The sequence below is a fragment of the Pantoea deleyi genome (genome assembly GCF_022647325.1).
Taxonomy (GTDB): domain Bacteria; phylum Pseudomonadota; class Gammaproteobacteria; order Enterobacterales; family Enterobacteriaceae; genus Pantoea; species Pantoea deleyi.
On record NZ_CP071405.1, the window covers coordinates 905,997 to 928,907 of the forward strand.

At 57.3% G+C, this 22,911-nt stretch carries 18 protein-coding genes and 4 tRNA genes; 21 read left to right on the top strand and 1 reads right to left on the bottom strand.

Annotation, left to right across the window (positions count from 1 at the left end; all coding sequences use genetic code 11):
* Window positions 1-149 precede the first annotated feature (149 nt).
* From J1C59_RS04375 to luxS, 21 genes are all read left to right on the top strand, one after another.
* The gene (locus J1C59_RS04375) at window positions 150-1,541 is read left to right on the top strand and encodes a NarK family nitrate/nitrite MFS transporter (RefSeq protein WP_128086409.1); all 1,392 of its coding nucleotides are present in this window, start codon (window positions 150-152) and stop codon (window positions 1,539-1,541) included.
* A gap of 101 nt (window positions 1,542-1,642) precedes the next feature.
* Window positions 1,643-5,404 carry a nitrate reductase subunit alpha gene (locus tag J1C59_RS04380; protein ID WP_128086408.1) on the top strand — a complete coding sequence of 1,254 codons (3,762 nt, stop codon included), beginning with the start codon at window positions 1,643-1,645 and terminating at the stop codon, window positions 5,402-5,404.
* On the top strand, window positions 5,401-6,945 hold the full coding sequence (gene narH / locus J1C59_RS04385; RefSeq protein WP_128086407.1) for a nitrate reductase subunit beta: 1,545 nt from the start codon (window positions 5,401-5,403) through the stop codon (window positions 6,943-6,945). Before J1C59_RS04380 ends, narH begins: the two co-directional genes overlap by 4 nt.
* Window positions 6,942-7,670, top strand: a complete 729-nt coding sequence (gene narJ, locus J1C59_RS04390) for a nitrate reductase molybdenum cofactor assembly chaperone (protein WP_140917282.1) — start codon at window positions 6,942-6,944, stop codon at window positions 7,668-7,670. The genes narH and narJ overlap by 4 nt, the downstream gene beginning before the upstream one ends.
* The gene (narI, locus tag J1C59_RS04395) at window positions 7,667-8,344 is read left to right on the top strand and encodes a respiratory nitrate reductase subunit gamma (RefSeq protein ID WP_128086495.1); all 678 of its coding nucleotides are present in this window, start codon (window positions 7,667-7,669) and stop codon (window positions 8,342-8,344) included. Before narJ ends, narI begins: the two co-directional genes overlap by 4 nt.
* Window positions 8,345-8,493: 149 nt before the next feature.
* On the top strand, window positions 8,494-9,576 hold the full coding sequence (mltB, locus tag J1C59_RS04400) for a lytic murein transglycosylase B (RefSeq protein WP_128086496.1): 1,083 nt from the start codon (window positions 8,494-8,496) through the stop codon (window positions 9,574-9,576).
* An 80-nt stretch (window positions 9,577-9,656) separates the two neighbouring features.
* Entirely contained in the window at window positions 9,657-9,992 is a 336-nt protein-coding gene (locus J1C59_RS04405) for a zinc ribbon domain-containing protein YjdM (protein ID WP_128086497.1), read from the top strand.
* Window positions 9,993-10,167: 175 nt separating this feature from the next.
* Window positions 10,168-10,944: a trans-aconitate 2-methyltransferase gene (gene tam / locus J1C59_RS04410; RefSeq protein WP_128086501.1), complete on the top strand. Its 777-nt coding sequence runs from the start codon at window positions 10,168-10,170 to the stop codon at window positions 10,942-10,944.
* A gap of 105 nt (window positions 10,945-11,049) precedes the next feature.
* A complete protein-coding gene (gene pncC / locus J1C59_RS04415; protein ID WP_140917281.1) occupies window positions 11,050-11,544 on the top strand; it encodes a nicotinamide-nucleotide amidase in 495 nt (164 codons plus the stop codon).
* 95 nt (window positions 11,545-11,639) lie between these two features.
* The gene (recA, locus tag J1C59_RS04420; protein ID WP_128086498.1) at window positions 11,640-12,707 is read left to right on the top strand and encodes a recombinase RecA; all 1,068 of its coding nucleotides are present in this window, start codon (window positions 11,640-11,642) and stop codon (window positions 12,705-12,707) included.
* Between the two features lie 123 nt (window positions 12,708-12,830).
* Window positions 12,831-13,355: a regulatory protein RecX gene (locus J1C59_RS04425; RefSeq protein WP_128086499.1), complete on the top strand. Its 525-nt coding sequence runs from the start codon at window positions 12,831-12,833 to the stop codon at window positions 13,353-13,355.
* A 133-nt stretch (window positions 13,356-13,488) separates the two neighbouring features.
* Complete coding sequence (alaS, locus tag J1C59_RS04430) at window positions 13,489-16,116, top strand: alanine--tRNA ligase (RefSeq protein ID WP_128086500.1); 2,628 nt, start codon at window positions 13,489-13,491, stop codon at window positions 16,114-16,116.
* 249 nt (window positions 16,117-16,365) lie between these two features.
* On the top strand, window positions 16,366-16,551 hold the full coding sequence (csrA, locus tag J1C59_RS04435) for a carbon storage regulator CsrA (RefSeq protein ID WP_008927091.1): 186 nt from the start codon (window positions 16,366-16,368) through the stop codon (window positions 16,549-16,551).
* Between the two features lie 282 nt (window positions 16,552-16,833).
* Window positions 16,834-16,926 (top strand) — tRNA-Ser (locus J1C59_RS04440).
* 8 nt (window positions 16,927-16,934) lie between these two features.
* Window positions 16,935-17,011: transfer RNA gene (locus J1C59_RS04445), tRNA-Arg, on the top strand.
* Window positions 17,012-17,094: 83 nt separating this feature from the next.
* A tRNA-Arg gene (locus tag J1C59_RS04450) sits at window positions 17,095-17,171 on the top strand.
* A gap of 59 nt (window positions 17,172-17,230) precedes the next feature.
* A tRNA-Arg gene (locus J1C59_RS04455) sits at window positions 17,231-17,307 on the top strand.
* A 960-nt stretch (window positions 17,308-18,267) separates the two neighbouring features.
* Window positions 18,268-18,834 (top strand): fructose-1-phosphate/6-phosphogluconate phosphatase, encoded by a 567-nt coding sequence (gene yqaB / locus J1C59_RS04460; RefSeq protein ID WP_128085954.1) that lies wholly within the window; start codon window positions 18,268-18,270, stop codon window positions 18,832-18,834.
* A 23-nt stretch (window positions 18,835-18,857) separates the two neighbouring features.
* Window positions 18,858-19,259 carry a YqaA family protein gene (locus J1C59_RS04465; RefSeq protein ID WP_199560057.1) on the top strand — a complete coding sequence of 134 codons (402 nt, stop codon included), beginning with the start codon at window positions 18,858-18,860 and terminating at the stop codon, window positions 19,257-19,259.
* Window positions 19,260-19,290: 31 nt separating this feature from the next.
* Window positions 19,291-20,898 (top strand): glutamate--cysteine ligase, encoded by a 1,608-nt coding sequence (gene gshA, locus J1C59_RS04470; protein ID WP_128085952.1) that lies wholly within the window; start codon window positions 19,291-19,293, stop codon window positions 20,896-20,898.
* Between the two features lie 150 nt (window positions 20,899-21,048).
* Window positions 21,049-21,564 carry an S-ribosylhomocysteine lyase gene (gene luxS / locus J1C59_RS04475; protein ID WP_128085950.1) on the top strand — a complete coding sequence of 172 codons (516 nt, stop codon included), beginning with the start codon at window positions 21,049-21,051 and terminating at the stop codon, window positions 21,562-21,564.
* A 57-nt stretch (window positions 21,565-21,621) separates the two neighbouring features.
* Here luxS and J1C59_RS04480 read toward each other — a convergent pair whose 3' ends face one another.
* Window positions 21,622-22,908, bottom strand: coding sequence for an HlyC/CorC family transporter (locus J1C59_RS04480; RefSeq protein ID WP_111141447.1), 1,287 nt, complete (start codon window positions 22,906-22,908; stop codon window positions 21,622-21,624).
* Window positions 22,909-22,911: the final 3 nt, after the last annotated feature.

Genomic DNA, 22,911 nt, shown 5'->3' on the forward strand with positions numbered 1-22,911 from the left:
GGATTATCGTTTTCCGGTCCGCTACTTAACCGGGACGAGCCGGGGCGGCGGCGCGCGGGCAACCTGCCTTGCCGTTGATTTGTGTCAAGCAAGCGGGCAGGACGGATACGCAGGATATGCACAATTATTATTCTGCTGATGAGAGATCTATGACCCAATCTGCCCCTTTGCAAACCTCGACGCGCGGCGCCTTAATTCAGGACTGGCAGCCGGAAAACGAAGCGTTCTGGCAGGCGCGTGGTAAACGTATCGCCAGCCGTAACCTGTGGATTTCTGTGTTCTGCCTGCTGCTGGGCTTCTGCGTCTGGATGCTGTTCAGCACCGTCGCGGTTAACCTGAATAAAGTTGGCTTTAACTTCAGCACAGAACAGCTCTTTTTGCTGACCGCGCTGCCTTCCGTCTCCGGGGCGCTGCTGCGGGTGCCTTACTCTTTCGTCATTCCCATCTTCGGCGGACGCCGCTGGACCGCCTTCAGCACCGGCATCCTGATCCTTCCCTGCCTGTGGCTCGGCTTCGCCGTACAGGACAGTCAGACCTCCTTCGCGACGTTTATGGTGATCTCGCTGCTGTGCGGCTTCGGCGGCGCAAACTTCGCCTCCAGCATGGGTAACATCAGTTTCTTCTTCCCCAAAGCCCATCAGGGCGGCGCGCTGGGCATCAACGGCGGGCTGGGCAACCTCGGCGTCAGCGTGATGCAGTTCGTCGCACCGCTGGCGATCTCCTGCGCGATTTTTGCGTGTGCGGATAAAGGCCACGCTACCGTCGCCGGTGAGAGTATCTGGCTGGAAAACGCCGCCTGGATCTGGGTGCCGTTCCTGGCGGTCGGCACACTTGCGGCCTGGTTTGGCATGAACGATCTGGCGGCGGCGAAATCTTCGCTGCGTGAACAGCTGCCAGTGCTGAAACGGCCGCACCTGTGGGTGATGGCGCTGCTCTATCTGGCGACGTTCGGATCCTTTATCGGCTTTTCTGCCGGTTTTGCCATGCTGACCAAAACCCAGTTCCCTGGCGTGGTGATCATGCATTACGCCTTTTTCGGGCCGTTTATCGGCGCGCTGGCGCGTTCCGCAGGCGGCATCATTTCTGACCGTTTTGGTGGTACGCGCGTCACCCTGATCAACTACGTGCTGATGGCGCTGTTTGCCGCGCTGCTGTTCCTGACGCTGCCGGGTGACGGACACGAAGGCTCGTTCATCGCCTTTTTCGCCATTTTTATGGGCCTGTTCCTGACATCCGGTCTGGGCAGCGGCTCTACCTATCAGATGATTGCGGTCATCTTCCGCAAACTCACGCTGGAACGTATCAAAGCCGAAGGCGGTGACGATGCGCTGGCTCAGCGTGAAGCGGCAACCGAGACCTCAGCGGCGCTGGGCTTTATCTCTGCGATCGGTGCGCTGGGCGGCTTCTTTATTCCGCAGACCTTTGGCCTGTCGCTCGCCATGACCGGCTCACCCGCCGGCGCAATGAAAATCTTCCTGGTCTTCTATCTCTGCTGCATCGCGGTGACCTGGCTGGTTTACGGGCGAAAAGCGCGCGCCTGATAACAACAAGGCCGGTGTGGCGCACCGGCACCATTTTCCTTTCTGTGTCGCGACAGATACAGAGTCAGCAATGTCATACCAGGCCTTCAGGAGTATTCCGGATGAGCAAGTTTCTTGATCGATTTCGTTATTTCAAACAGCTGGCCGAGCCCTTTTCCGGCCAGCACGGGCAGACGCTCAACAGTAACCGCGACTGGGAAGAGGGTTACCGCAGCCGCTGGCAGCACGATAAAATCGTGCGTTCGACCCACGGCGTGAACTGCACCGGCTCATGCAGCTGGAAAATCTATGTGAAAAACGGACTGGTCACCTGGGAGACCCAGCAGACCGACTATCCGCGCACCCGGCCCGATCTGCCCAATCATGAACCCCGTGGCTGTCCACGCGGAGCCAGCTACTCCTGGTATCTCTACAGCGCGAACCGCCTGAAATATCCGCTGATGCGTAAGAAGCTAATCCAGCTGTGGCGGGAAGCAAAAGCGCAGCACCGCGATCCGGTTGACGCCTGGGCGTCCATCATCAGCAACCCGGAGAAAGCCCGCAGCTACAAACAGGCGCGGGGACGCGGAGGCTTTGTCCGCTCCAGCTGGCAGGAGGTCAACGAGATGATCGCCGCCGCCAACATCTGCACCGCGAAAACCTTCGGCCCGGACCGTATCATGGGCTTTTCGCCCATCCCGGCGATGTCGATGGTCTCTTACGCCGCGGGCGCGCGCTATCTCTCTCTGATTGGCGGCACCTGCCTGAGCTTTTACGACTGGTATTGCGATCTGCCGCCCGCGTCACCCATGACCTGGGGCGAGCAGACCGACGTGCCGGAGTCGGCCGACTGGTATAACTCCTCTTACATCATGGCCTGGGGCTCAAACGTGCCGCAGACCCGTACCCCGGATGCGCACTTCTTTACGGAAGTGCGTTACAAAGGCACCAAAACCGTGGCGATTACGCCGGACTATGCCGAAGTCGCCAAGCTGTGCGACCAGTGGCTGAATCCGAAGCAGGGCACCGACAGCGCAATGGCGCTGGCGATGGGCCACGTCATGCTGAAAGAGTTTCATCTGGACCGGGAAGTCACCTATTTCCGCGACTACGTGCGCCGCTATACCGACATGCCGATGCTGGTCCTGCTGGAGCCGCGTGAGGGGGGCTACTACGCCGCAGGCCGTCAGCTGCGCGCCAGCGATCTGGTGGATGGGCTCGGTCAGGAAAATAATCCGGAATGGAAAACCGTGGCGCTGAATCAGGCGACCGGTGAACTGATTGCGCCGCAGGGCTCTATCGGCTTCCGCTGGGGGGAGAAGGGCAAATGGAATCTGGAGCAGCGCGACGGTCTGACACAGCAGGAGGTTGAGCTGCAGCTCAGCCTGCTGGGCAGCCACGATGAGGTGGTTGAGGTCGGTTTCCCCTACTTTGGCGGCATCACCCGCGAGCATTTTAACAGCGTTGCCCTGGATGAGATCCTGCGGCATAAGCTGCCGGTAAAACGGCTGCAGCTGGCGGATGGCAGTGAGGCGCTGGTTACCAGCGTCTACGACCTGACTCTGGCCAACTACGGTCTGGATCGCGGCCTGGAGGATGCCAGCTGCGCGCAGCACTACGATGAGATCAAGGCCTATACCCCGGCCTGGGCCGAGCAGATCACCGGCGTCTCCCGTCAGAACATCATCCGCATTGCCCGTGAGTTTGCCGAAAACGCCGAAAAGACCCGCGGTCGTTCGATGATCATCGTCGGTGCCGGTATGAACCACTGGTATCACATGGACATGAACTACCGTGGCCTGATGAACATGCTGATCTTCTGCGGCTGTGTCGGTCAGAGCGGCGGTGGCTGGGCGCACTATGTCGGCCAGGAGAAACTGCGTCCGCAGACCGGCTGGACCCCGCTGGCCTTTGGCCTCGACTGGCAGCGTCCGCCGCGCCAGATGAACAGCACCTCCTTCTTCTATAACCACTCCAGCCAGTGGCGCTATGAAACCCTGGCGACAGAGGAGCTGCTGTCACCGCTGGCGGATAAAAGCCGCTACACCGGCAGCCTGATCGACTTCAACGTTCGTTCCGAACGCATGGGCTGGCTCCCGTCTGCGCCGCAGCTTAACGTCAACCCGCTGCACATCGCGGCACGGGCGAAAGCGGCCGGACAGTCGCCGCTGGCGTACACCGTGGAGAGCCTGAAGCAGGGCACGGTGCGTTTTGCGGCCGAACAGCCGGACGATCCGCAGAACTTCCCGCGTAACCTGTTTGTCTGGCGCTCCAACCTGCTTGGCTCGTCAGGTAAAGGCCATGAGTACATGCTGAAGTATCTGCTGGGCACCGAAAATGGCATTCAGGGTAAAGACTTAGGCCAGCAGGGCCGCGAGAAGCCGGAAGAGGTGGAGTGGCAGGATCAGGGGGCCGAAGGCAAACTCGACCTGGTGGTGACGCTCGATTTCCGTATGTCGAGCACCTGCCTCTACTCCGATGTCGTGCTGCCGACTGCAACCTGGTATGAAAAGGACGACATGAATACGTCGGACATGCATCCGTTTATTCATCCGCTGTCGGCTGCCGTCGATCCGGCATGGGAGTCGAAAAGTGACTGGGAGATCTACAAGGGTATCGCCAGAGCCTTCTCCGATCTCTGTCCGGGTCATCTGGGCGTGGAAACCGATGTGGTCACGCTGCCGGTGCTGCATGACTCGCCTGCGGAGCTGGCGCAGCCGTTTGACGCGAAAGAGTGGAAAAAGGGCGAATGCGACCTGATTCCGGGCAAAACCGCGCCGCACATCATGGTGGTAGAGCGCGACTACCCGGCGACCTGGGAACGCTTTACCTCGCTGGGCCCCTTGCTGGAAACCCAGGGGAACGGCGGCAAAGGCATCAGCTGGAATACCTGTAAAGAGGTCGATTTCCTCAAACAGCTCAACTATGTCAAAGCATCGGGCCCGGCGGCAGGGCAGCCCAATATCGACACGGCAATCGATGCGGCAGAGGTGATCCTGGCGCTGGCCCCGGAAACCAATGGCCAGGTGGCGGTGAAAGCCTGGCAGGCGCTGGGCGAGATCACCGGCCGCGACCACACCCATCTGGCGCTGAACAAGGAAGATGAGAAGATCCGCTTCCGCGACATCCAGGCGCAGCCGCGCAAAATCATCTCCAGCCCGACCTGGTCAGGACTGGAAGATGAGCATGTCTCCTATAACGCCTGCTACACCAACGTCCATGAGCTGATCCCGTGGCGTACGCTGAGCGGCCGCCAGCAGCTCTATCAGGATCACGAGTGGATGCGCGCCTTTGGCGAGAGTCTGATGGTCTATCGTCCGCCTGTCGATACCCGCGCGGCGAAGCCGTTGCTGAACAGCAAGCCCAACGGTAACCCGGAAAAAGCGCTGAACTTCCTGACGCCACACCAGAAGTGGGGCATTCACTCAACCTACAGCGACAACCTGCTGATGCTGACGCTGTCGCGCGGTGGGCCGATCGTCTGGATGAGCGAAGATGACGCCCGCGAGCTGGGCATTGCGGACAACGACTGGATCGAGGCGTTCAACGCCAACGGGGCGCTGACCGCACGAGCGGTGGTGAGCCAGCGTATTCCGGCCGGAATGACCATGATGTACCACGCGCAGGAGCGCATCGTGAATATCCCCGGCTCGGAGATCACCAGCCAGCGCGGCGGGATCCACAACTCGGTGACGCGCACCTGCCCGAAACCGACGCATATGATCGGCGGCTACGCGCAGCTCTCCTGGGGCTTTAACTACTACGGCACCGTCGGCTCTAACCGCGATGAGTTTGTGGTGGTCCGCAAAATGAACAACGTTAACTGGTTAGATGGCGAGGGCAACGATGCCTGCCAGGGCAGCCAGCAGGAGGTAAAACCATGAAAATTCGTTCACAGGTCGGCATGGTGCTGAACCTCGACAAATGTATCGGCTGCCACACCTGCTCGGTGACCTGTAAAAATGTCTGGACCAGCCGTGAAGGCATGGAATATGCCTGGTTTAACAACGTCGAAAGCAAGCCGGGCGTCGGCTATCCGCACGCATGGGAAGATCAGGAGAAGTGGAAAGGCGGCTGGATCCGCAGGATCAACGGCAAACTGGAGCCGCGCATGGGAAGCCGTGTCGGCCTGCTGTCGAAGATCTTCGCCAACCCCGACGTGCCTGCGCTGGATGACTACTACGAACCCTTTGATTTTGACTACCAGCATCTGCACACGGCGCCCGCCGGTAAACATCAGCCGATCGCCCGCCCGCGCTCGCTGATAACCGGTCAGCGGATGAAAAAGATCGAAAACGGCCCGAACTGGGAAGAGATCCTCGGCGGCGAGTTTGCTAAGCGCTCGCAGGACAGGAACTTCGACAACATCCAGAAGGAGATCTACGGCCAGTTCGAGCACACCTTCATGATGTACCTGCCGCGCCTGTGTGAGCACTGCCTCAACCCGGCGTGCGTGGCGACCTGTCCGAGCGGCGCGATCTACAAGCGCGGCGAAGATGGCATCGTACTGATCGACCAGGATAAATGTCGCGGCTGGCGGATGTGCCTGACCGGCTGTCCCTACAAGAAGATCTACTTCAACTGGAAGAGCGGCAAATCGGAGAAATGTATTTTCTGTTATCCGCGTATCGAGGCGGGTCAGCCGACCGTCTGCTCGGAAACCTGTGTCGGCCGGATCCGCTATCTCGGTGTGCTGCTCTATGACGCCGATCGGATCGAACAGGCGGCCGCCGCGGAAAACGAGAAGGATCTCTATCAGAGCCAGCTGGATATCTTCCTTGATCCCAACGATCCGGCGGTGATCGCCCAGGCGCTGAAAGATGGCGTCGCGCAGAGCGTGATCGACGCGGCACAGCGCTCCCCGGTCTACAAAATGGCGATGGAGTGGAAGCTGGCGCTGCCGCTGCATCCGGAATACCGCACGCTGCCGATGGTCTGGTATGTGCCGCCGTTGTCACCGATTCAGTCGGCGGCGGATGGCGGCGCGCTGGCGCACACCGGCGTACTGCCGGATGTGGAAAGCCTGCGGATTCCGGTTGAGTATCTGGCGAATCTGCTGACCGCTGGCGACACCGCGCCGGTGCTGATGGCGCTGAAGCGGATGCTGGCGATGCGTCACTACAAGCGCGCAGAGAGCGTAGACGGCGAGCGGGATATCCGGGCGCTGGAGCAGGTCGGCCTGACCGAAGCGCAGGCGCAGGAGATGTACCGCTATCTGGCGATCGCAAACTACGAAGATCGCTTTGTGGTGCCCTCCAGCCATCGCGAACTGGCGGGTGAAGCCTTCCCGGAAAGCAAGGGCTGCGGCTTCAGCTTTGGCGATGGCTGCCGCGGCAGCGACAGCAAATTCAACCTGTTCAACAGCCGCCGTATCGATGCCATCGACATCGGTAAGAAAACGACGCGCCCGGAGGATGCCTCATGATCACGCTGCGTATTGTGTCGCGCCTGCTTGACTACCCGGACGAGGCGCTCTTTACCCACGCCCGCGACCTGACTGCGGCGCTGGACAGCGCCGGCGAACTCAATGAGCCGCAGCGCGCACGGCTGGCGGGCTTTATTCAGCAGCTCTGCGCCCGCCCACTGCTCGACGTGCAGGCTGACTACTGCGAACTGTTCGATCGCGGCCGCGCCACCTCGCTGCTGCTGTTTGAACATGTGCACGGGGAGTCACGCGATCGCGGTCAGGCGATGGTCGATCTGCTCGCGCAGTATCGCGCCGACGGTCTGGAACTGGACAGCAAAGAGCTGCCCGACTATCTGCCGCTCTACCTTGAGTATCTCGCCTGCAAAAGCGACGAGGCCGCCCGTCAGGGGCTGGATGACATCGTGCCGATCCTGGCGCTGCTGGCCGCCCGCCTGGAGGCGCGGCAGAGTCCCTACGCCGGCCTCTTCACGGTGTTGCTGGCGCTCTCCGGCAGCGCGGTTGATGCTGCGGCGCTGAAACCGCAGGTGGCGCAGGAGGCGCGCGACGATACCCCGGCGGCGCTGGATGCCGTCTGGGAAGAGGAGCAGATTAAATTTCTCGGCGAGCAGGGCTGTGTCCCGGCGCAGCAGGCGATGCATCAGCGTCGCTTCGCCGATGCGGTTACGCCGCAGTATCTGGATATCGCCGCGGCCACGGCGCGTACCACTGGAGAATCAGCATGAATTTTATCACTACCTTCTTCTTCGATATTTACCCCTATCTCGCCGGGACGATCTTTCTGGTGGGGAGCTGGCTGCGCTATGACTACGGGCAGTACAGCTGGCGCGCCGGTTCCAGTCAGATGCTGGATAAGAAAGGGATGCGCCTCGCCTCTAACCTGTTCCACATCGGCATCATCGGTATCTTCTTTGGCCATGTTGTCGGGATGCTGACGCCGCACTGGATGTATGAATCCTTTCTGCCGATTGACGTGAAGCAGAAGCTGGCGATGATCGCCGGTGGCGTGTTTGGTGCGATGACGCTGGCGGGTGGGGCGCTGCTGCTGAAACGCCGGCTGACCAATCCCCGCGTGCGCGCCACCAGCAGCGTCGGTGATATTCTGATCATCACGCTACTGGTGGCGCAGGCCACGCTGGGCCTGCTGACCATTCCTTTTTCGGCGCAGCATCCGGACGGCAGTGAAATGATGAAGCTGGTGGGCTGGGCGCAGGCGGTGGTGACGTTCCACGCGGGCGCTTCACAGCATCTGGACGGAGTGGCACTGATCTATCGTATCCATATGGTGCTGGGAATGACGCTGTTCCTGCTCTTTCCGTTCTGCCGTCTGGTGCACATCTGGAGCGCGCCGGTTGAATATCTGACCCGCCGCTACCAGCTGGTGCGAAACCGCCGCTAAACGCAGCCTGGCCGCGGGGTAAACTGTGCCCTGCGGCCCCCGCAACCGGCCGCCTCATTGACGTTTTTTTAAGATTTTGACCTGTATGTCATGGCCCTGAACGTCTACTATTAGCGCATCTGAATTCACCCCTCGTTTATGGATAACCGATGCGTTTCAAGTTAGCCCTTCTTGCGTTTATTCCGCTTCTGGCTTCCTGCAGTAGCAAACCTGAAGTTCCTTCACAGCAGAAGATGCTGCCTGCCCCGCAGGGCGGTTTTTTACTGCAGCCGGCGCACAGCGGACAGGCGATGTTTGGTGACTTCGCCGGTAATCCGGCAGCCGAACAGTTCATCGATAAGATGGTGGAGAAGCATGACTTTGATCGTCAGCAGCTGCACAACATCATCGGGCAGGCAAAACGGCTGGATTACGTGCTGCGGCTGATGGATCGTCAGGCGCCGAGCTACACGCCTGCGCCGGGTCCTAACGGCGCCTGGATCCGCTATCGCAACAAGTTCATCACGCCGGACAACGTGCAGAACGGTGTGGCGTTCTGGAATCAGTATCAGGATGCACTGCAGCGTGCGCAGCAGGTCTACGGCGTGCCGCCGGAAATCATTGTCGGCATCATCGGCGTGGAAACCCGCTGGGGCCGCGTGATGGGCAAAACCCGCATACTGGATGCGCTGGCGACCCTGTCGTTTAACTACCCGCGCCGCGCTGCCTACTTCAGCAGCGAACTGGAGACCTTCCTGCTGATGTCGCGTAAAGAGCAGGATGATCCGCTGGCGCTGAAAGGCTCGTTCGCCGGGGCGATGGGCTACGGTCAGTTTATGCCTTCCTCTTACAATGACTATGCGGTTGATTTCAACGGTGACGGTCATGCCAACCTGTGGGATCCGGTGGACGCCATCGGCAGCGTGGCGCACTACTTCCAGAAGCATGGCTGGCGCAGCGGCGAAAATGTGGCGGTTCCGGCCAGCGGCCAGGCGCCGATGCTGGAAGATGGCTTCAAAACCCGTTACAGCGTGAGCATGCTGTCGGCCTCCGGTCTGTCGCCGCAGGGGTCGCTGGATGGTAACGATCAGGTCAGCCTGCTGCGCCTCGATCTGGGCACCAGCTATCAGTACTGGTACGGCTTACCCAACTTTTACGTGATCACCCGCTACAACCACAGCACCCATTATGCGATGGCGGTCTGGCAGCTGGGCGAGGCGGTAAGCAAGGCACGGCAGGGCGGTCTGTTATAAAGGCTGTCCTTATTAACTGTAAGGTTATATGATGACGCCCTTTTTCAGGCCACCGCGCCGCTGATATTTCCGGAGTCGTTATGTCTTTACCTGCCTGCCCAGCCTGTCACGCCGATTACACCTGGCAAGATGGCGATAACCTTAACTGCCCCTCCTGCGGCCATATCTGGACCGAGGGAGAGGGCGAGAGCAGCAACGCCGCACCGGAAGTGCGTGATGCCAACGGCAACCTGCTGGCAGACGGCGACAGCGTGACGGTGATTAAAGATCTCAAGGTGAAGGGCAGCTCCTCATCGCTGAAGATTGGCACCAAAGTGAAAAGCATTCGTCTGGTCGAAGGCGATCACAACATCGATTGTAAAATCGATGGGTTTGGCCCGATGAAGCTGAAGTCTGAGTTTGTGAAAAAGAACTGAGATCGGGGGCGCAGGGACGCGCCCGCCGTTTTCCGCCCCGTTTGCCTGCTGTTCCGCACCACCCCTCGCGCTGTTCCGTGCCGTTACGTCACGATATTCGGTAAAGGTCTGCACTTTTTCGTTTTTCATCCGTCTGACTAAGCAGAGGTCTCTGATAACCTGGCGAGAGGTCATGATGAAAGAGTGGGATCCTGTGCTGTATCGTAAATTTGAAGCAGAACGCACCCGTCCGGCCCGTGAGCTGCTGGCGCGTATCCCGATGGAGCAGGTTGAGCAGGTTACCGATCTGGGGTGCGGGCCGGGTAACAGCACTGAACTGCTGGCTGACGCCTGGCCGCTGGCGCAGGTCACCGGGCTCGACAGTTCAGCGACGATGCTGACGCAGGCCAGAGAGCGCCTGCCGCAGTGTCGCTTTGTTCAGGCAGATATCCGCAGCTGGCAGGCGGATGTTCCGCAGCAGGTGGTTTACGCCAACGCTTCGCTGCAATGGCTGGATAATCACGCCACGCTGTTTCCTCATCTGGTCGCTCAGCTGGCGCCCGGCGGCGTGCTGGCCGTGCAGATGCCGGATAATCTGCAGGAGCCGTCGCATCGGCTGATGCGCGAGGTTGCGGCATCCGCGCGCTGGCGCTCACAGATCAACGCTGAGGCCGCTGAACGCACGCAGCTGCTCTCCACCGGAGACTATTACGATCTGCTGACGCAGGCGGGTTGTGAGGTCGATATCTGGCGCACCACCTATTATCACGTCATGGCCGATGCGCAGGCGATTATCAGCTGGCTGCAGGCGACCGGTCTCAGACCGTTTCTGGCGGACCTGGATGAGGCCGGACAGCGCGCCTTTCTGGCCGATTATCATCAGCGTCTCGTCACCGCCTATCCCGCTCAGGCGGAAGGTCAGGTTCTGCTCGCCTTTCCGCGTCTTTTTATGATTGCAGTGAAAAAACCGTAAGCGCGGTGGAGAGTCCGCCGCAAAAAAAGCGCAATCATGGTGGATGACCTTGAAAAAGTGCGCTTTCTGCACCACCTTCAACCCACAGCTAAACGGAGAGATGCAATGGACGATCAGCAATTGCAGGCGCTCAGCGCCCGGATAGGGGAGCAGCTGAAGCAGCGCAATGCCACCGTCACCTGTGCGGAATCCTGCACGGGCGGGTGGATTGCCAAGGTGTTTACCGATATCAGCGGCAGTTCTGCCTGGTTCGAACGCGGATTTGTGACCTACAGTAATGAGGCGAAACAGCAGCTGGTAAACGTTCAGGCGGCGTCGCTGGAACAGGCTGGCGCGGTCAGTGAAGTGGTGGTGCGCGAGATGGCGCTGGGGGCGCGTAAGGCCGCCGGGGCCGACTACGCGATCTCGGTCAGCGGCATTGCCGGCCCGGATGGCGGCAGCGCAGAAAAACCGGTAGGCACGGTGTGGTTTGGCTTTTCCGGTCCACAGGATAACGTCCTGACTTTTCAGCAGCATTTTAACGGCGATCGTGATGCCGTTCGCCGCCAGTCGGTGGCATGGGCCCTGCAGACACTGTATGGCGAATTTCTGACAAATTAAACTTGATACTGTATGACTATACAGTATAATTGTCGGCAACAGAAAGAGTGCAGGCACCCTGAGTGCGTGTTTACCCGGCTTGATTAGGAGTTGAAATGGCGATTGATGAAAACAAACAGAAGGCTTTAGCTGCCGCGCTGGGCCAGATTGAGAAACAATTTGGTAAAGGTTCCATCATGCGCTTGGGTGAAGACCGCTCAATGGATGTGGAAACGATCTCGACCGGTTCGCTGTCGCTGGACATCGCGTTAGGCGCAGGCGGTCTGCCAATGGGCCGTATCGTTGAGATCTACGGACCTGAGTCTTCTGGTAAAACCACGCTGACCCTGCAGGTCATCGCGGCGGCCCAGCGTAAGGGCAAAACCTGTGCCTTTATCGATGCGGAACATGCGCTGGATCCGGTCTATGCCAAGAAGCTGGGCGTGGATATCGAAAACCTGCTCTGCTCCCAGCCCGACACCGGTGAGCAGGCGCTGGAAATCTGTGATGCTCTGGCGCGTTCCGGTGCCGTTGACGTCATCATCGTCGACTCCGTTGCTGCGCTGACGCCGAAAGCGGAAATCGAAGGTGAAATCGGTGACTCACACATGGGCCTCGCGGCACGTATGATGAGCCAGGCGATGCGTAAACTGGCGGGTAACCTGAAGCAGTCCAACACCCTGCTGATCTTCATCAACCAGATCCGTATGAAAATTGGTGTGATGTTCGGTAACCCGGAAACCACTACCGGTGGTAACGCACTGAAGTTCTACGCCTCTGTCCGTCTTGATATCCGCCGTATCGGTGCGATTAAAGAGGGGGATAACGTGGTCGGCAGTGAAACCCGCGTGAAAGTGGTGAAAAACAAAATCGCTGCGCCATTCAAACAGGCTGAGTTCCAGATCATGTATGGCGAAGGGATCAACACCTACGGCGAGCTGGTTGACCTGGGCGTCAAGCACAAGCTGATCGAAAAAGCCGGTGCATGGTACAGCTACAACGGCGATAAGATTGGTCAGGGTAAATCGAATGCGGGCAACTTCCTGAAAGAGAATGCTGCCGTGGCAAACGAGATTGATATGAAGCTGCGTGAGATGCTGCTTAACGGCGCGGACGAAAAACTGGCAGCGGATAAATCTGCTGACAACGAAAACGCCGAAAGCGAAGCGAACGAAGACTTCTAATCACGATTGCGGGAGAGGCGAAAGCCTCTCCCGCTGTTTTTGCCCCCTCCGCTTCCTTTCCCGCCTTTCCTCTGTCCCGTTCTGTCGCCATAATCCCCTCTCTGTTCGTAAAAGGTGCGCAGTATGACTGAATCTTCACAGCCTCAGGCTCAACCTGACGTCGTCTCTTACTCTCGCCTGCTTGATCGTGCGATGCGTATTCTGGGTCAGCGCGATCACAGCCGTGCCGAACTGGCGCGTAAGCTGCGGCAGTCTGCTCAGCGTGCCGCATGGGCGCAGAAGAAAGAGCCCGAAATCATCCCCGACGATCTGCTGGAGCAGGTGCTGGACTGGTGTCAGGAAAGTGGCTGGCTGAACGACGAGCGTTTTACCGAACGCTTTATTCAGAGCCGAAGCCGGAAAGGTCTGGGATCGCAGCGCGTGCGTCTTGAGCTGGCTCAGAAAGGCATTGACCGTGAGTCTATCGACCTCGCGATGGAGGAGACGGAAGTTGACTGGGCGGCGAGAGCGGCACAGATGGCGGAGAGAAAATTTGGCCATCCGCTGCCCACCGAATGGAAAGAGAAAGCAAAAGTGCTGCGTTATCTGCAGTCTAAAGGCTTTAAGAGCGAAGATATCCAGTCTGTTTTCAGAAATTTTGATGACTAAAAGCCGATGTAATTTTACTTCCCACTGAAGAAATTTTATCTTATTCCCACTTTTTGTTCCTCTGGTCAGGCACCACGAAAAAGTGGCAGCGCTGAGCAGAGGGAACGTTCGTTAGCGTGATTCCAGGACATATATGAGCAAGAGCACTGCTGAGATCCGTCAGGCGTTTCTCGACTTTTTTCATAGCAAGGGACATGAGGTTGTAACCAGCAGCTCCCTCGTACCGAATAACGATCCAACGTTGTTGTTTACTAACGCCGGGATGAACCAGTTTAAAGATGTGTTCCTCGGTCAGGACAAACGTGACTACACCCGTGCGACCACCTCGCAACGCTGCGTTCGCGCAGGGGGTAAACACAACGATCTTGAAAACGTCGGTTACACCGCCCGTCACCACACCTTCTTCGAAATGCTGGGTAACTTCAGCTTTGGTGATTACTTCAAGAGAGAGGCGATTGGTTTTGCCTGGGAACTGCTGACGAGCGAACAGTGGTTCAGTCTGCCAAAAGAGCGCCTGTGGGTGACGGTTTATGAAACCGATGATGAAGCCTTCGATATCTGGGCGAACGAAATCGGTGTGCCGCGTGAGCGCATCATTCGCATTGGCGACAACAAAGGCAGCGCCTACGCGTCAGATAACTTCTGGCAGATGGGTGACACCGGCCCTTGTGGTCCGTGCAGCGAGATTTTCTACGATCATGGCGACCACATCTGGGGCGGCCCGCCGGGCAGCCCGGAAGAGGATGGCGATCGCTACATCGAGATCTGGAACATCGTCTTCATGCAGTTCAACCGTCAGGCGGATGGCACCATGCTGCCGCTGCCAAAACCGTCGGTTGATACCGGAATGGGCCTGGAGCGTATCTCCGCCGTTCTGCAGCACGTCAACTCCAACTACGAAATCGACCTGTTCCAGAAACTGATTCAGGCCGTTGCAGAGGTGACCGGCGCGACCGATCTCAGCAATAAATCCCTGCGCGTGATTGCTGACCATATCCGCTCCTGCGCCTTCCTGATTGCAGATGGCGTGATCCCGTCGAACGAGAACCGTGGCTATGTGCTGCGCCGCATCATTCGCCGCGCCGTGCGTCATGGCAACATGCTGGGCGCTAAAGAGGCGTTCTTCTACAAGCTGGTTGCGCCGCTGATCGCGGTCATGGGTGCCGCAGGTGAAGAGCTGCAGCGTCAGCAGGCTCAGGTTGAGCAGGTGCTGAAAAGCGAAGAAGATCAGTTTGCCCGTACGCTGGAACGCGGACTGGCGCTGCTGGATGACGAACTGGAGAAACTGCAGGGCGATACGCTGGATGGCGAAATCGTCTTCCGTCTTTACGACACCTTTGGTTTCCCGGCTGATTTAACGGCGGATGTCTGCCGCGAACGTAACCTGAAAATCGACGAAGCGGGCTTTGAGCAGGCGATGGAGCAGCAGCGCCAGCGTGCGCGTGAAGCGAGCGGCTTTGGCGCGGACTACAGCAACGTGATTCGCATTGATGCGGCTTCTTCGTTCAAAGGCTACGACCAGCTTGATTTAGCGGCCACGGTGAAAGCGCTCTATGTCGCGGGCGAGGCGGTGGATGAAGTGACCGCCGGTCAGGACGCCGTCGTCGTGCTGGATGAAACGCCTTTCTATGGCGAATCGGGTGGTCAGGTCGGCGATACCGGGTTGCTGAAAGGGAAGAATGCTGAATTTAGCGTTCAGGACACACAAAAATATGGTCAGGCAATCGGTCATGTCGGTAAGCTGGCCGCAGGGCAGTTGCGAATCGGCGATCGCCTTGAGGCGCAGGTCGATGCAGCACGTCGTGCACGTATCCGCCTGAACCACTCTGCGACCCACTTACTACACGCTGCATTGCGTCAGGTTCTGGGCGAGCATGTGGCTCAGAAAGGCTCGCTGGTTAACGATAAATATCTGCGTTTTGACTTCTCGCATTTCGAAGCGATGAAACCTCAGGAGATTCGCCAGGTCGAAGATATTGTCAATGCACAGATCCGCCGCAACCTGCCGGTAGAAACGGAAGTGATGGATCTCGACGCGGCGAAGTCTAAGGGTGCGATGGCGCTGTTTGGCGAGAAATATGATCAGCGCGTACGCGTACTGACCATGGGTGATTTCTCTGTTGAGCTGTGTGGGGGAACCCATGCTGCACGGACCGGTGATATCGGTCTGTTCCGCATTCAGGCTGAGTCAGGCACCGCGGCCGGTATTCGTCGTATCGAGGCGATTACCGGTGAGGCTGCGCTGGCACAGGTTAATGCGCAGAGCAGCCAGCTGCACGATTTGGCGCAGCTGGTCAAAGCGAACAGCAGCAACCTGAACGAGAAGGTGCGTGGCCTGGTCGATCATGTCCGGTCGCTGGAGAAAGAGTTGCAGCAGCTGCGCGATCAGCAGGCCGCGCAGGAGAGCGCTTCACTGAGCAGTCACGCTATCGATGTGAAGGGCGCGAAACTGCTGGTCAGTGAGCTCAGTAATGTCGACCCTAAAATGTTGCGTACCATGGTTGACGATCTCAAGAATCAGCTGGGGTCGGCGATTATCGTGCTGGCAACCGTGGCAGACGGCAAAGTGTCGCTGATTGCGGGTGTGACCAAAGATCTGACTGACCGGGTGAAGGCGGGCGAACTGATTGCCGGTCTGGCTCAGCAGGTTGGCGGGAAGGGCGGTGGTCGTCCTGATATGGCGCAAGCGGGTGGTAACGATGCTGAGGCGCTTAAAGGCGCGCTGGCAGGGGTAGAGAGCTGGGTTAACAGCCGCCTGTAATGAAATAGAATAAAGCATTGTCTGAAGCGTCAGAACCCCGGTTCCGGCGCTTTTTAATACGGTGCCAGAGCAGCAAATGACAAAGTCAGGTTGATGTAGTGTATTTCGGCTAAACTAACTATCAGCAGAATGTATTGGCGCATCGATGCGCGTTGGTGTCATTCTCACAGCCAATGTGCAGCGTTAAATGATGGATAATGCCGGGTGCCTGTACAAGCCCGACTCTTTTAATCTTTCAAGGAGCAAAGAATGCTTATTCTAACTCGTCGAGTTGGTGAAACCCTCATGATCGGTGATGAGGTAACTGTAACGGTACTGGGTGTGAAGGGTAACCAGGTTCGTATAGGGGTTAACGCGCCGAAAGAGGTCTCTGTACATCGTGAAGAGATCTATCAGCGCATCCAGGCTGAAAAAACGCAACAAACCAGCGTTTAACGGATTCAGCGTCTCGCACCCGTGCGAGGCGCTACCGCTTTCTGCAAAAATTCCTGCCTTTCTTTCTCCTCTCTGTTCCGCCTTTCTGTCAGCATCGCTCGCTTTCAGTGTTGATAATTCACTCTTTTTGCCGTCATTTTGTCCCGATTGTGTGTGATTTGTGCAATCGAAAAAAGTTTTGGAAAAATTGTTTGACTTAAAAGTCCGGGAAAGTAATATGTGCGCCACGCAGTGCCGATGAGCAGAAACAAGTTCAGAAGCACGGTTCGAAAGAAAGCGTAAGGTGAGGTGGCCGAGAGGCTGAAGGCGCTCCCCTGCTAAGGGAGTATACGGTCAAAAGCTGTATCGAGGGTTCGAATCCCTCCCTCACCGCCATTTTCGATGCATCCATAGCTCAGCTGGATAGAGTACTCGGCTACGAACCGAGCGGTCGGAGGTTCGAATCCTCCTGGATGCACCATCGAAAACAAAGAAATAAAGTGAATTAGCAATTCCTTCATGGTGAGTAGTCAGCACCCTGCGTTGTACAAGAATTTGATTTATGCATCCATAGCTCAGCTGGATAGAGTACTCGGCTACGAACCGAGCGGTCGGAGGTTCGAATCCTCCTGGATGCACCATTCTTCGTAACATCCTCAGGTTGGTTTCTGTCAGTCCATAAAAAGTAATACCCCTCAATGCATCCATAGCTCAGCTGGATAGAGTACTCGGCTACGAACCGAGCGGTCGGAGGTTCGAATCCTCCTGGATGCACCATATTTTCCCTTATGATTAGTGCCTCAGTGTGTCATAACGCAATCCGCGTTCAGATTGCACTAAAGAGGATAACGTTGCGTCAGCAACGGCCCGCAGGACGAAGCGTAAGCGGAGTCATCCTGCTGGATGCACCATATTCTCCCCAGATAAAGCCCCTCAGTATGTCATAACGCAATCCGCGTTCAGATTGCACTAAAGAGGATAACGTTGCGTCAGCAGCGGCCCAAAGCGCGAACCGATTCACTTTTCTGGTTATACCCTTCTTCGCATTATCCTGAGACTGGTTTTCAGTCCCTGAAAAGTTGTACTCCGCAATTCATCCATAGCTCAGCTGGATAGAGTACTCGGCTACGAACCGAGCGGTCGGAGGTTCGACTCCTCCCGGACGCACCATATTCTCCCCAGATAAAGCCCCTCAGTGTCATAACGCAATCCGCGTTCAGATTGCACTAAAGAGGATAACGTTGCGTCAGCAACGGCCCGCAGGGCGAAGCGTAAGCGGAGTCATCCTGCTTTTCACTCATTCCCCATCTACTCTGGCGTTCTCCACGCCTGAGCTGTACACAGCGGTTTTCCCGCCGCGCTCTGATGCGCCGCTCACGCCGCAGGGATAACCTGAAAAGATCTCCCTCAGCTTCCCACTGGCTTTGCCGGCAGGGCTTTTAGCCCCGATTACCGCCAGTGATACATCACCCGGACTTAAGCGGACAATGACGCCTGCCTGCTGCGACAACGTAGCTGGTTTTGCTCTTCCGGCCCGTCTTCTGCTGGCCCGCGCTGAAAAGATTGTTAAAAAAACGCTGGAAATTCGTACTGTTATGGCTGGGCGTAGGCGATCACCTTTATCTGAAAAGAAAAATTGTTAATGCTTTCAAAGCATTTGCTGTTCATCCACCCTGGCGACAACCTGTCCACATTAGGCTAAAGTAATGTCTCATTTGGTGAACGTCCGGAGTGACAATGTACGATCAATATGACGCCCTGATTTTCGATATGGACGGCACCCTTCTGGATACCGAGCCGACACATCGAAAAGCGTGGCGTCAGGTACTGGCGCGTTATGGATTGACGCTGGATGAAGCACGTATCATCGAATTCAATGGCGCGCCCGCGTGGCGACTTGCGCAGTTCATCATTGAATCCAATCAGTCGTCACTCGATCCTCATCTTCTCGCCGCAGAAAAAACAGCGGCCGTGAAAGCGATGCTGCTGGAAAACGTGACACCGCTGCCCTTGCTGGAGGTGGCGAAAGCGTATCAGGGGCGTCGTCCGATGGCGGTAGGCACCGGAAGCGAACACAGCATGGCAGAGGCGTTACTGACGCAGCTGGGCGTGCGTGCGCTGTTTTCGGCCGTGGTCGGGGCTGACGACGTAAAACAGCACAAACCCGAGCCAGAAACGTTTTTATGCTGCGCCGAATTACTGGGCGTGGCACCGGCACGCTGCGTGGTGTTTGAGGATGCCGATTTTGGTATTCAGGCAGCAAAAGCAGCAGGCATGGCCGTGGTGGATGTCCGTTTACTGTGAATGACGTTTTCACCCTGGCCTCAATGTTCGGCAGTAGCTTTTTAAGTGCGACGCTCCTGCCAGGAAGTTCAGAAGCACTACTGATCGCATTTCTGATAGCAAAAAAGACATCAGTTTACGGGTTGCTTTTGGCCGCATCACTGGGAAACACCCTGGGCGGCTTAACCAACATTATTATTGGTCGCTTACTGCCGTTAAAACGTCAGGGGCGATGGCATGACACAGCAATGACGTGGTTGCACCGACTGGGACCCGCAGCACTGTTATTCAGCTGGCTGCCGGTGATAGGTGATCTGCTCTGCGTGCTCGCAGGGTGGTTACGTTTCGCCTGGCTGCCCGCAATGCTGTTTCTCGCTGTCGGCAAGACATTGCGTTATATCGTTATCGCGACTGCCACATTACAGGGGCTGGAATGGTGGCATTGATTCGCACAGATTCGAGGCTACGGTTAACATTATGCTGAACAAAAATAAATTATTATCACAGCGGGGGGGTAATGTGATCCCGGACGTATCTAAAGCGCTCTCCTGGCTGGAGGCGCATCCCAATGCCCTGAAAGGTATTGGCCGTGGCATCGAGCGTGAAACGCTGCGTGTGCAGGCAAATGGCGAACTGGCAACAAGCGGTCACCCGGACTCGCTGGGCTCGGCGCTGAAACATGACTGGATCACCACCGATTTTGCCGAAACGTTGCTGGAATTTATTACGCCAGTCGACCACAGCATCGATCATATGCTGGCATTCCTGCGTGATATCCATCGTCACGTCGCCCGTGAACTGGGCGAGGAGCGCATGTGGCCGTTCAGTATGCCGTGTGTGATTGCCGATGCCGATAATATTGAGCTGGCGCAGTATGGCTCCTCCAATATCGGGCAGATGAAAACGCTCTACCGCGAAGGGCTGAAAAACCGCTACGGCGCGCTGATGCAGACCATCTCCGGCATTCACTATAACTTCTCGCTGCCGCTCTCGTTCTGGCAGGAGTGGGCTGACGTGAAAGATCAGGAAAGCGGAAAAGAGACGATCTCAGCGGGCTATCTGCGCCTGATCCGCAACTACTATCGCTTCGGCTGGGTGATCCCGTATCTGTTTGGCGCCTCACCGGCTATCAGCTCCAGCTTCCTGCAGGGCCGTGAAAGCGCACTGCCGTTTGAAACCAATGACAAAGACACGATGTGGCTGCCCTACGCCACTTCGCTGCGTCTGAGCGATCTGGGCTACACCAATAAGTCGCAAAGCGCGCTCGGTATCACCTTTAACTCGCTGGAAGGCTATGTTACGGCGCTGAAGAAAGCGATCAGGACGCCTTCCGAAGAGTATGCGGCGATGGGCACAAAAGATGCAGACGGCAACTGGCTGCAGCTGAATACCAACGTCCTGCAGATTGAAAACGAACTCTATGCGCCGATCCGGCCGAAGCGCGTGACGCGCTCGGGTGAAGCGCCGTCGGATGCGCTGCTGCGTGGCGGTATCGAGTATATCGAAGTGCGTTCGCTGGATATCAACCCGTTCTCAGCCATCGGGGTCGATGAGAATCAGGTTCGCTTCCTCGACCTGTTCCTGATCTGGTGTACGCTGGCCGATGCGCCAGAAATGAGTGCGGATGAGCTGCAGTGCACCCGTAAAAACTGGAACCGGGTGGTGCTGGAAGGGCGCAAACCGGGGCAGAAAATTGCCGTGGGCTGTGGCGAAGCGGAACATTCGCTGGTCGAAGTGGGTAAAACCCTGTTTGCCGATCTGCGTCGGGTTGCTGAAGTCTTAGACAGTAACAATCAGGACAGCACGGAATATCAGCAGGTCTGCGATCAACTGGTAGCATCGTTTGACGATCCTGAGCTAACCTACTCGGCGCGCATCCTTCAGGCGATGAAGGACAACGGCGTGACCGGCACCGGCGTGGCGCTGGCAGAACAGTATGCGCATCTGCTCTGCGAAGAGCCGCTCGAAGTCCTGACCGAAGACGATTTCACGCGCCAGGCGCAGGAATCGGTCGCGGCCCAGCAGCAGCTGGAAGCGAATGATAAGCTGGATTTTGAAGCGTATCTGGCGAGCCGGGAAGGGTAGAAAAGAAAAAGGCCACATCAATGTGGCCAAATTAACATCTCTGTTGTCAGGGATGATGATAACAAATGCGCGTCTTTCATATATTCAGACGTTGGGCGAACAGAAAAGTTTCATCGTTTTAAAAAAAATTCTCAGAACAGGAGGTGACGTATGCCACTACTGGACAGTTTTACCGTTGATCACACCATCATGGGCGCACCGGCCGTACGCGTTGCCAAAACCATGAAGACTCCGCATGGCGATACGATTACCGTTTTTGACCTGCGTTTTTGCCGCCCGAACATTGATATCCTCACCGAGCGTGGCATCCATACGCTGGAGCATCTCTTTGCCGGCTTCATGCGCGACCACCTGAACGGTGATGGCGTGGAGATCGTCGATATCTCGCCAATGGGCTGCCGCACCGGCTTCTACATGAGCCTGATCGGCACACCGGACGAGCAGCGCGTAGCAAAAGCGTGGAAAGGGGCGATGGAAGACGTTCTGAAAGTGAAAGATCAGAACCAGATTCCGGAACTGAATGAATACCAGTGCGGCAGCTACAAGCTGCACTCGCTGGACGAAGCGCAGCAGATCGCCCGCAATGTGCTGGCGCATGAGATTGGCGTTAACCGCAACGACGATCTGAAACTGCCAGCCGAAAAGCTGAAAGCTCTGCAAATCTAGTCAGCGCTTTCGCAATAAAAAACGCCGCATCATGACGATTGCGGCGTTTTTTTGGCTTCAGGAACCGACTGATTTCTTCAGCGGTGTCTTCGGCGTGATGCGCACCTGCTTAATCATGTTGTCCTGCACGTCGAGAATATCGACGTTGTAGTGGCCGATCTGCACCCGGGTGGCGATAGCCGGGATCTCCTCCAGCGCTTCCAGCAGCATGCCGTTGATCGTGCGCGCTTCCTGCTCCGGCAGATGCCAGTTAAAGGCTTTGTTAATTTCACGCACGTTTGCGCTGCCTTCAATCAGGACCGAGCCATCATTCTGCGGCATCACTTCTTCGGCCAGCGACGGTGACATTGAGGTGGTGAAGTCACCCACGATCTCTTCCAGAATGTCTTCGATGGTCACCAGTCCCTTAATGTCGCCATACTCATCCACCACCAGGCCCGCTTTCTTTTTGTTGCGCTGAAACTTCACCAGCTGGGTGTTAAGCGGCGTGCCTTCCGGGATGTAGTAGGTCTCATCGGCGGCGCGCAGCAGGGTCTCTTTGGTGAACTCTTTTTTCTCGGTCATCATGCGCCAGGCTTCGCGCACCCGCAGCATACCGACGCAGTCATCCAGCGAGTCGCGAAACAGCACAATGCGGCCATGCGGTGAGTGGCTTAGCTGACGCACCACGGATTTCCAGTCATCGTTGATATTGATGCCGACAATCTCGTTACGCGGCACCATGATGTCATCCACGCTGACCTTCTCCAGGTCGAGCACCGACAGCAGCATATCCTGGTTACGGCGTGACATCAGACTCCGCGACTCATAGACGATGGTGCGCAGCTCCTCCTTGCTCAGCGCCGAGCTGATGGCACCCTCGGTGCGGATCCCCACCATTCTCATCAGCAGACGGGTAATTGAGTTGAGCAGCCAGACCAGCGGCAGCATGATGTATTGCATCGGCACCAGCAGCAGACTGCTGGGAAAGGCGACCCGCTCAGGATAAAGGGCGGCCACGGTTTTCGGCAGCACCTCAGCGAAGACCAGCACCACAAAGGTCAGGATGCCGGTGGCGATGGCGACCCCTTCATCGCCGTGCAGACGCATGCCAACGATGGTGGCCAGCGCAGAGGCCAGGATATTAACGAGGTTATTGCCAATCAGCACCAGGCTCAGCAGCCGGTCAGGGCGACGCAGGAGTTTCTCTACCCGGCGTGCGGCGCGACTGCCGTTCTTAACCTGATGACGCAGCTTATAGCGATTAAGGGTCATCATCCCGGTTTCCGACCCGGCAAACCAGGCAGAAACCAGTACCATGACGCAGAGAATGATAATCAGCGTGGTGGTTGAAACATGTTCCAACGC

Excerpts from the sequence above, each read along its gene's own strand:
- J1C59_RS04375 (WP_128086409.1), top strand. The coding sequence starts at position 150 with ATGACCCAATCTGCCCCTTTGCAAACCTCGACGCGCGGCGCCTTAATT.
- J1C59_RS04380 (WP_128086408.1), top strand. The coding sequence starts at position 1,643 with ATGAGCAAGTTTCTTGATCGATTTCGTTATTTCAAACAGCTGGCCGAG.
- narH (WP_128086407.1), top strand. The coding sequence starts at position 5,401 with ATGAAAATTCGTTCACAGGTCGGCATGGTGCTGAACCTCGACAAATGT.
- narJ (WP_140917282.1), top strand. The coding sequence starts at position 6,942 with ATGATCACGCTGCGTATTGTGTCGCGCCTGCTTGACTACCCGGACGAG.
- narI (WP_128086495.1), top strand. The coding sequence starts at position 7,667 with ATGAATTTTATCACTACCTTCTTCTTCGATATTTACCCCTATCTCGCC.
- mltB (WP_128086496.1), top strand. The coding sequence starts at position 8,494 with ATGCGTTTCAAGTTAGCCCTTCTTGCGTTTATTCCGCTTCTGGCTTCC.
- J1C59_RS04405 (WP_128086497.1), top strand. The coding sequence starts at position 9,657 with ATGTCTTTACCTGCCTGCCCAGCCTGTCACGCCGATTACACCTGGCAA.
- tam (WP_128086501.1), top strand. The coding sequence starts at position 10,168 with ATGAAAGAGTGGGATCCTGTGCTGTATCGTAAATTTGAAGCAGAACGC.
- pncC (WP_140917281.1), top strand. The coding sequence starts at position 11,050 with ATGGACGATCAGCAATTGCAGGCGCTCAGCGCCCGGATAGGGGAGCAG.
- recA (WP_128086498.1), top strand. The coding sequence starts at position 11,640 with ATGGCGATTGATGAAAACAAACAGAAGGCTTTAGCTGCCGCGCTGGGC.
- J1C59_RS04425 (WP_128086499.1), top strand. The coding sequence starts at position 12,831 with ATGACTGAATCTTCACAGCCTCAGGCTCAACCTGACGTCGTCTCTTAC.
- alaS (WP_128086500.1), top strand. The coding sequence starts at position 13,489 with ATGAGCAAGAGCACTGCTGAGATCCGTCAGGCGTTTCTCGACTTTTTT.
- csrA (WP_008927091.1), top strand. The coding sequence starts at position 16,366 with ATGCTTATTCTAACTCGTCGAGTTGGTGAAACCCTCATGATCGGTGAT.
- yqaB (WP_128085954.1), top strand. The coding sequence starts at position 18,268 with ATGTACGATCAATATGACGCCCTGATTTTCGATATGGACGGCACCCTT.
- J1C59_RS04465 (WP_199560057.1), top strand. The coding sequence starts at position 18,858 with ATGTTCGGCAGTAGCTTTTTAAGTGCGACGCTCCTGCCAGGAAGTTCA.
- gshA (WP_128085952.1), top strand. The coding sequence starts at position 19,291 with ATGCTGAACAAAAATAAATTATTATCACAGCGGGGGGGTAATGTGATC.
- luxS (WP_128085950.1), top strand. The coding sequence starts at position 21,049 with ATGCCACTACTGGACAGTTTTACCGTTGATCACACCATCATGGGCGCA.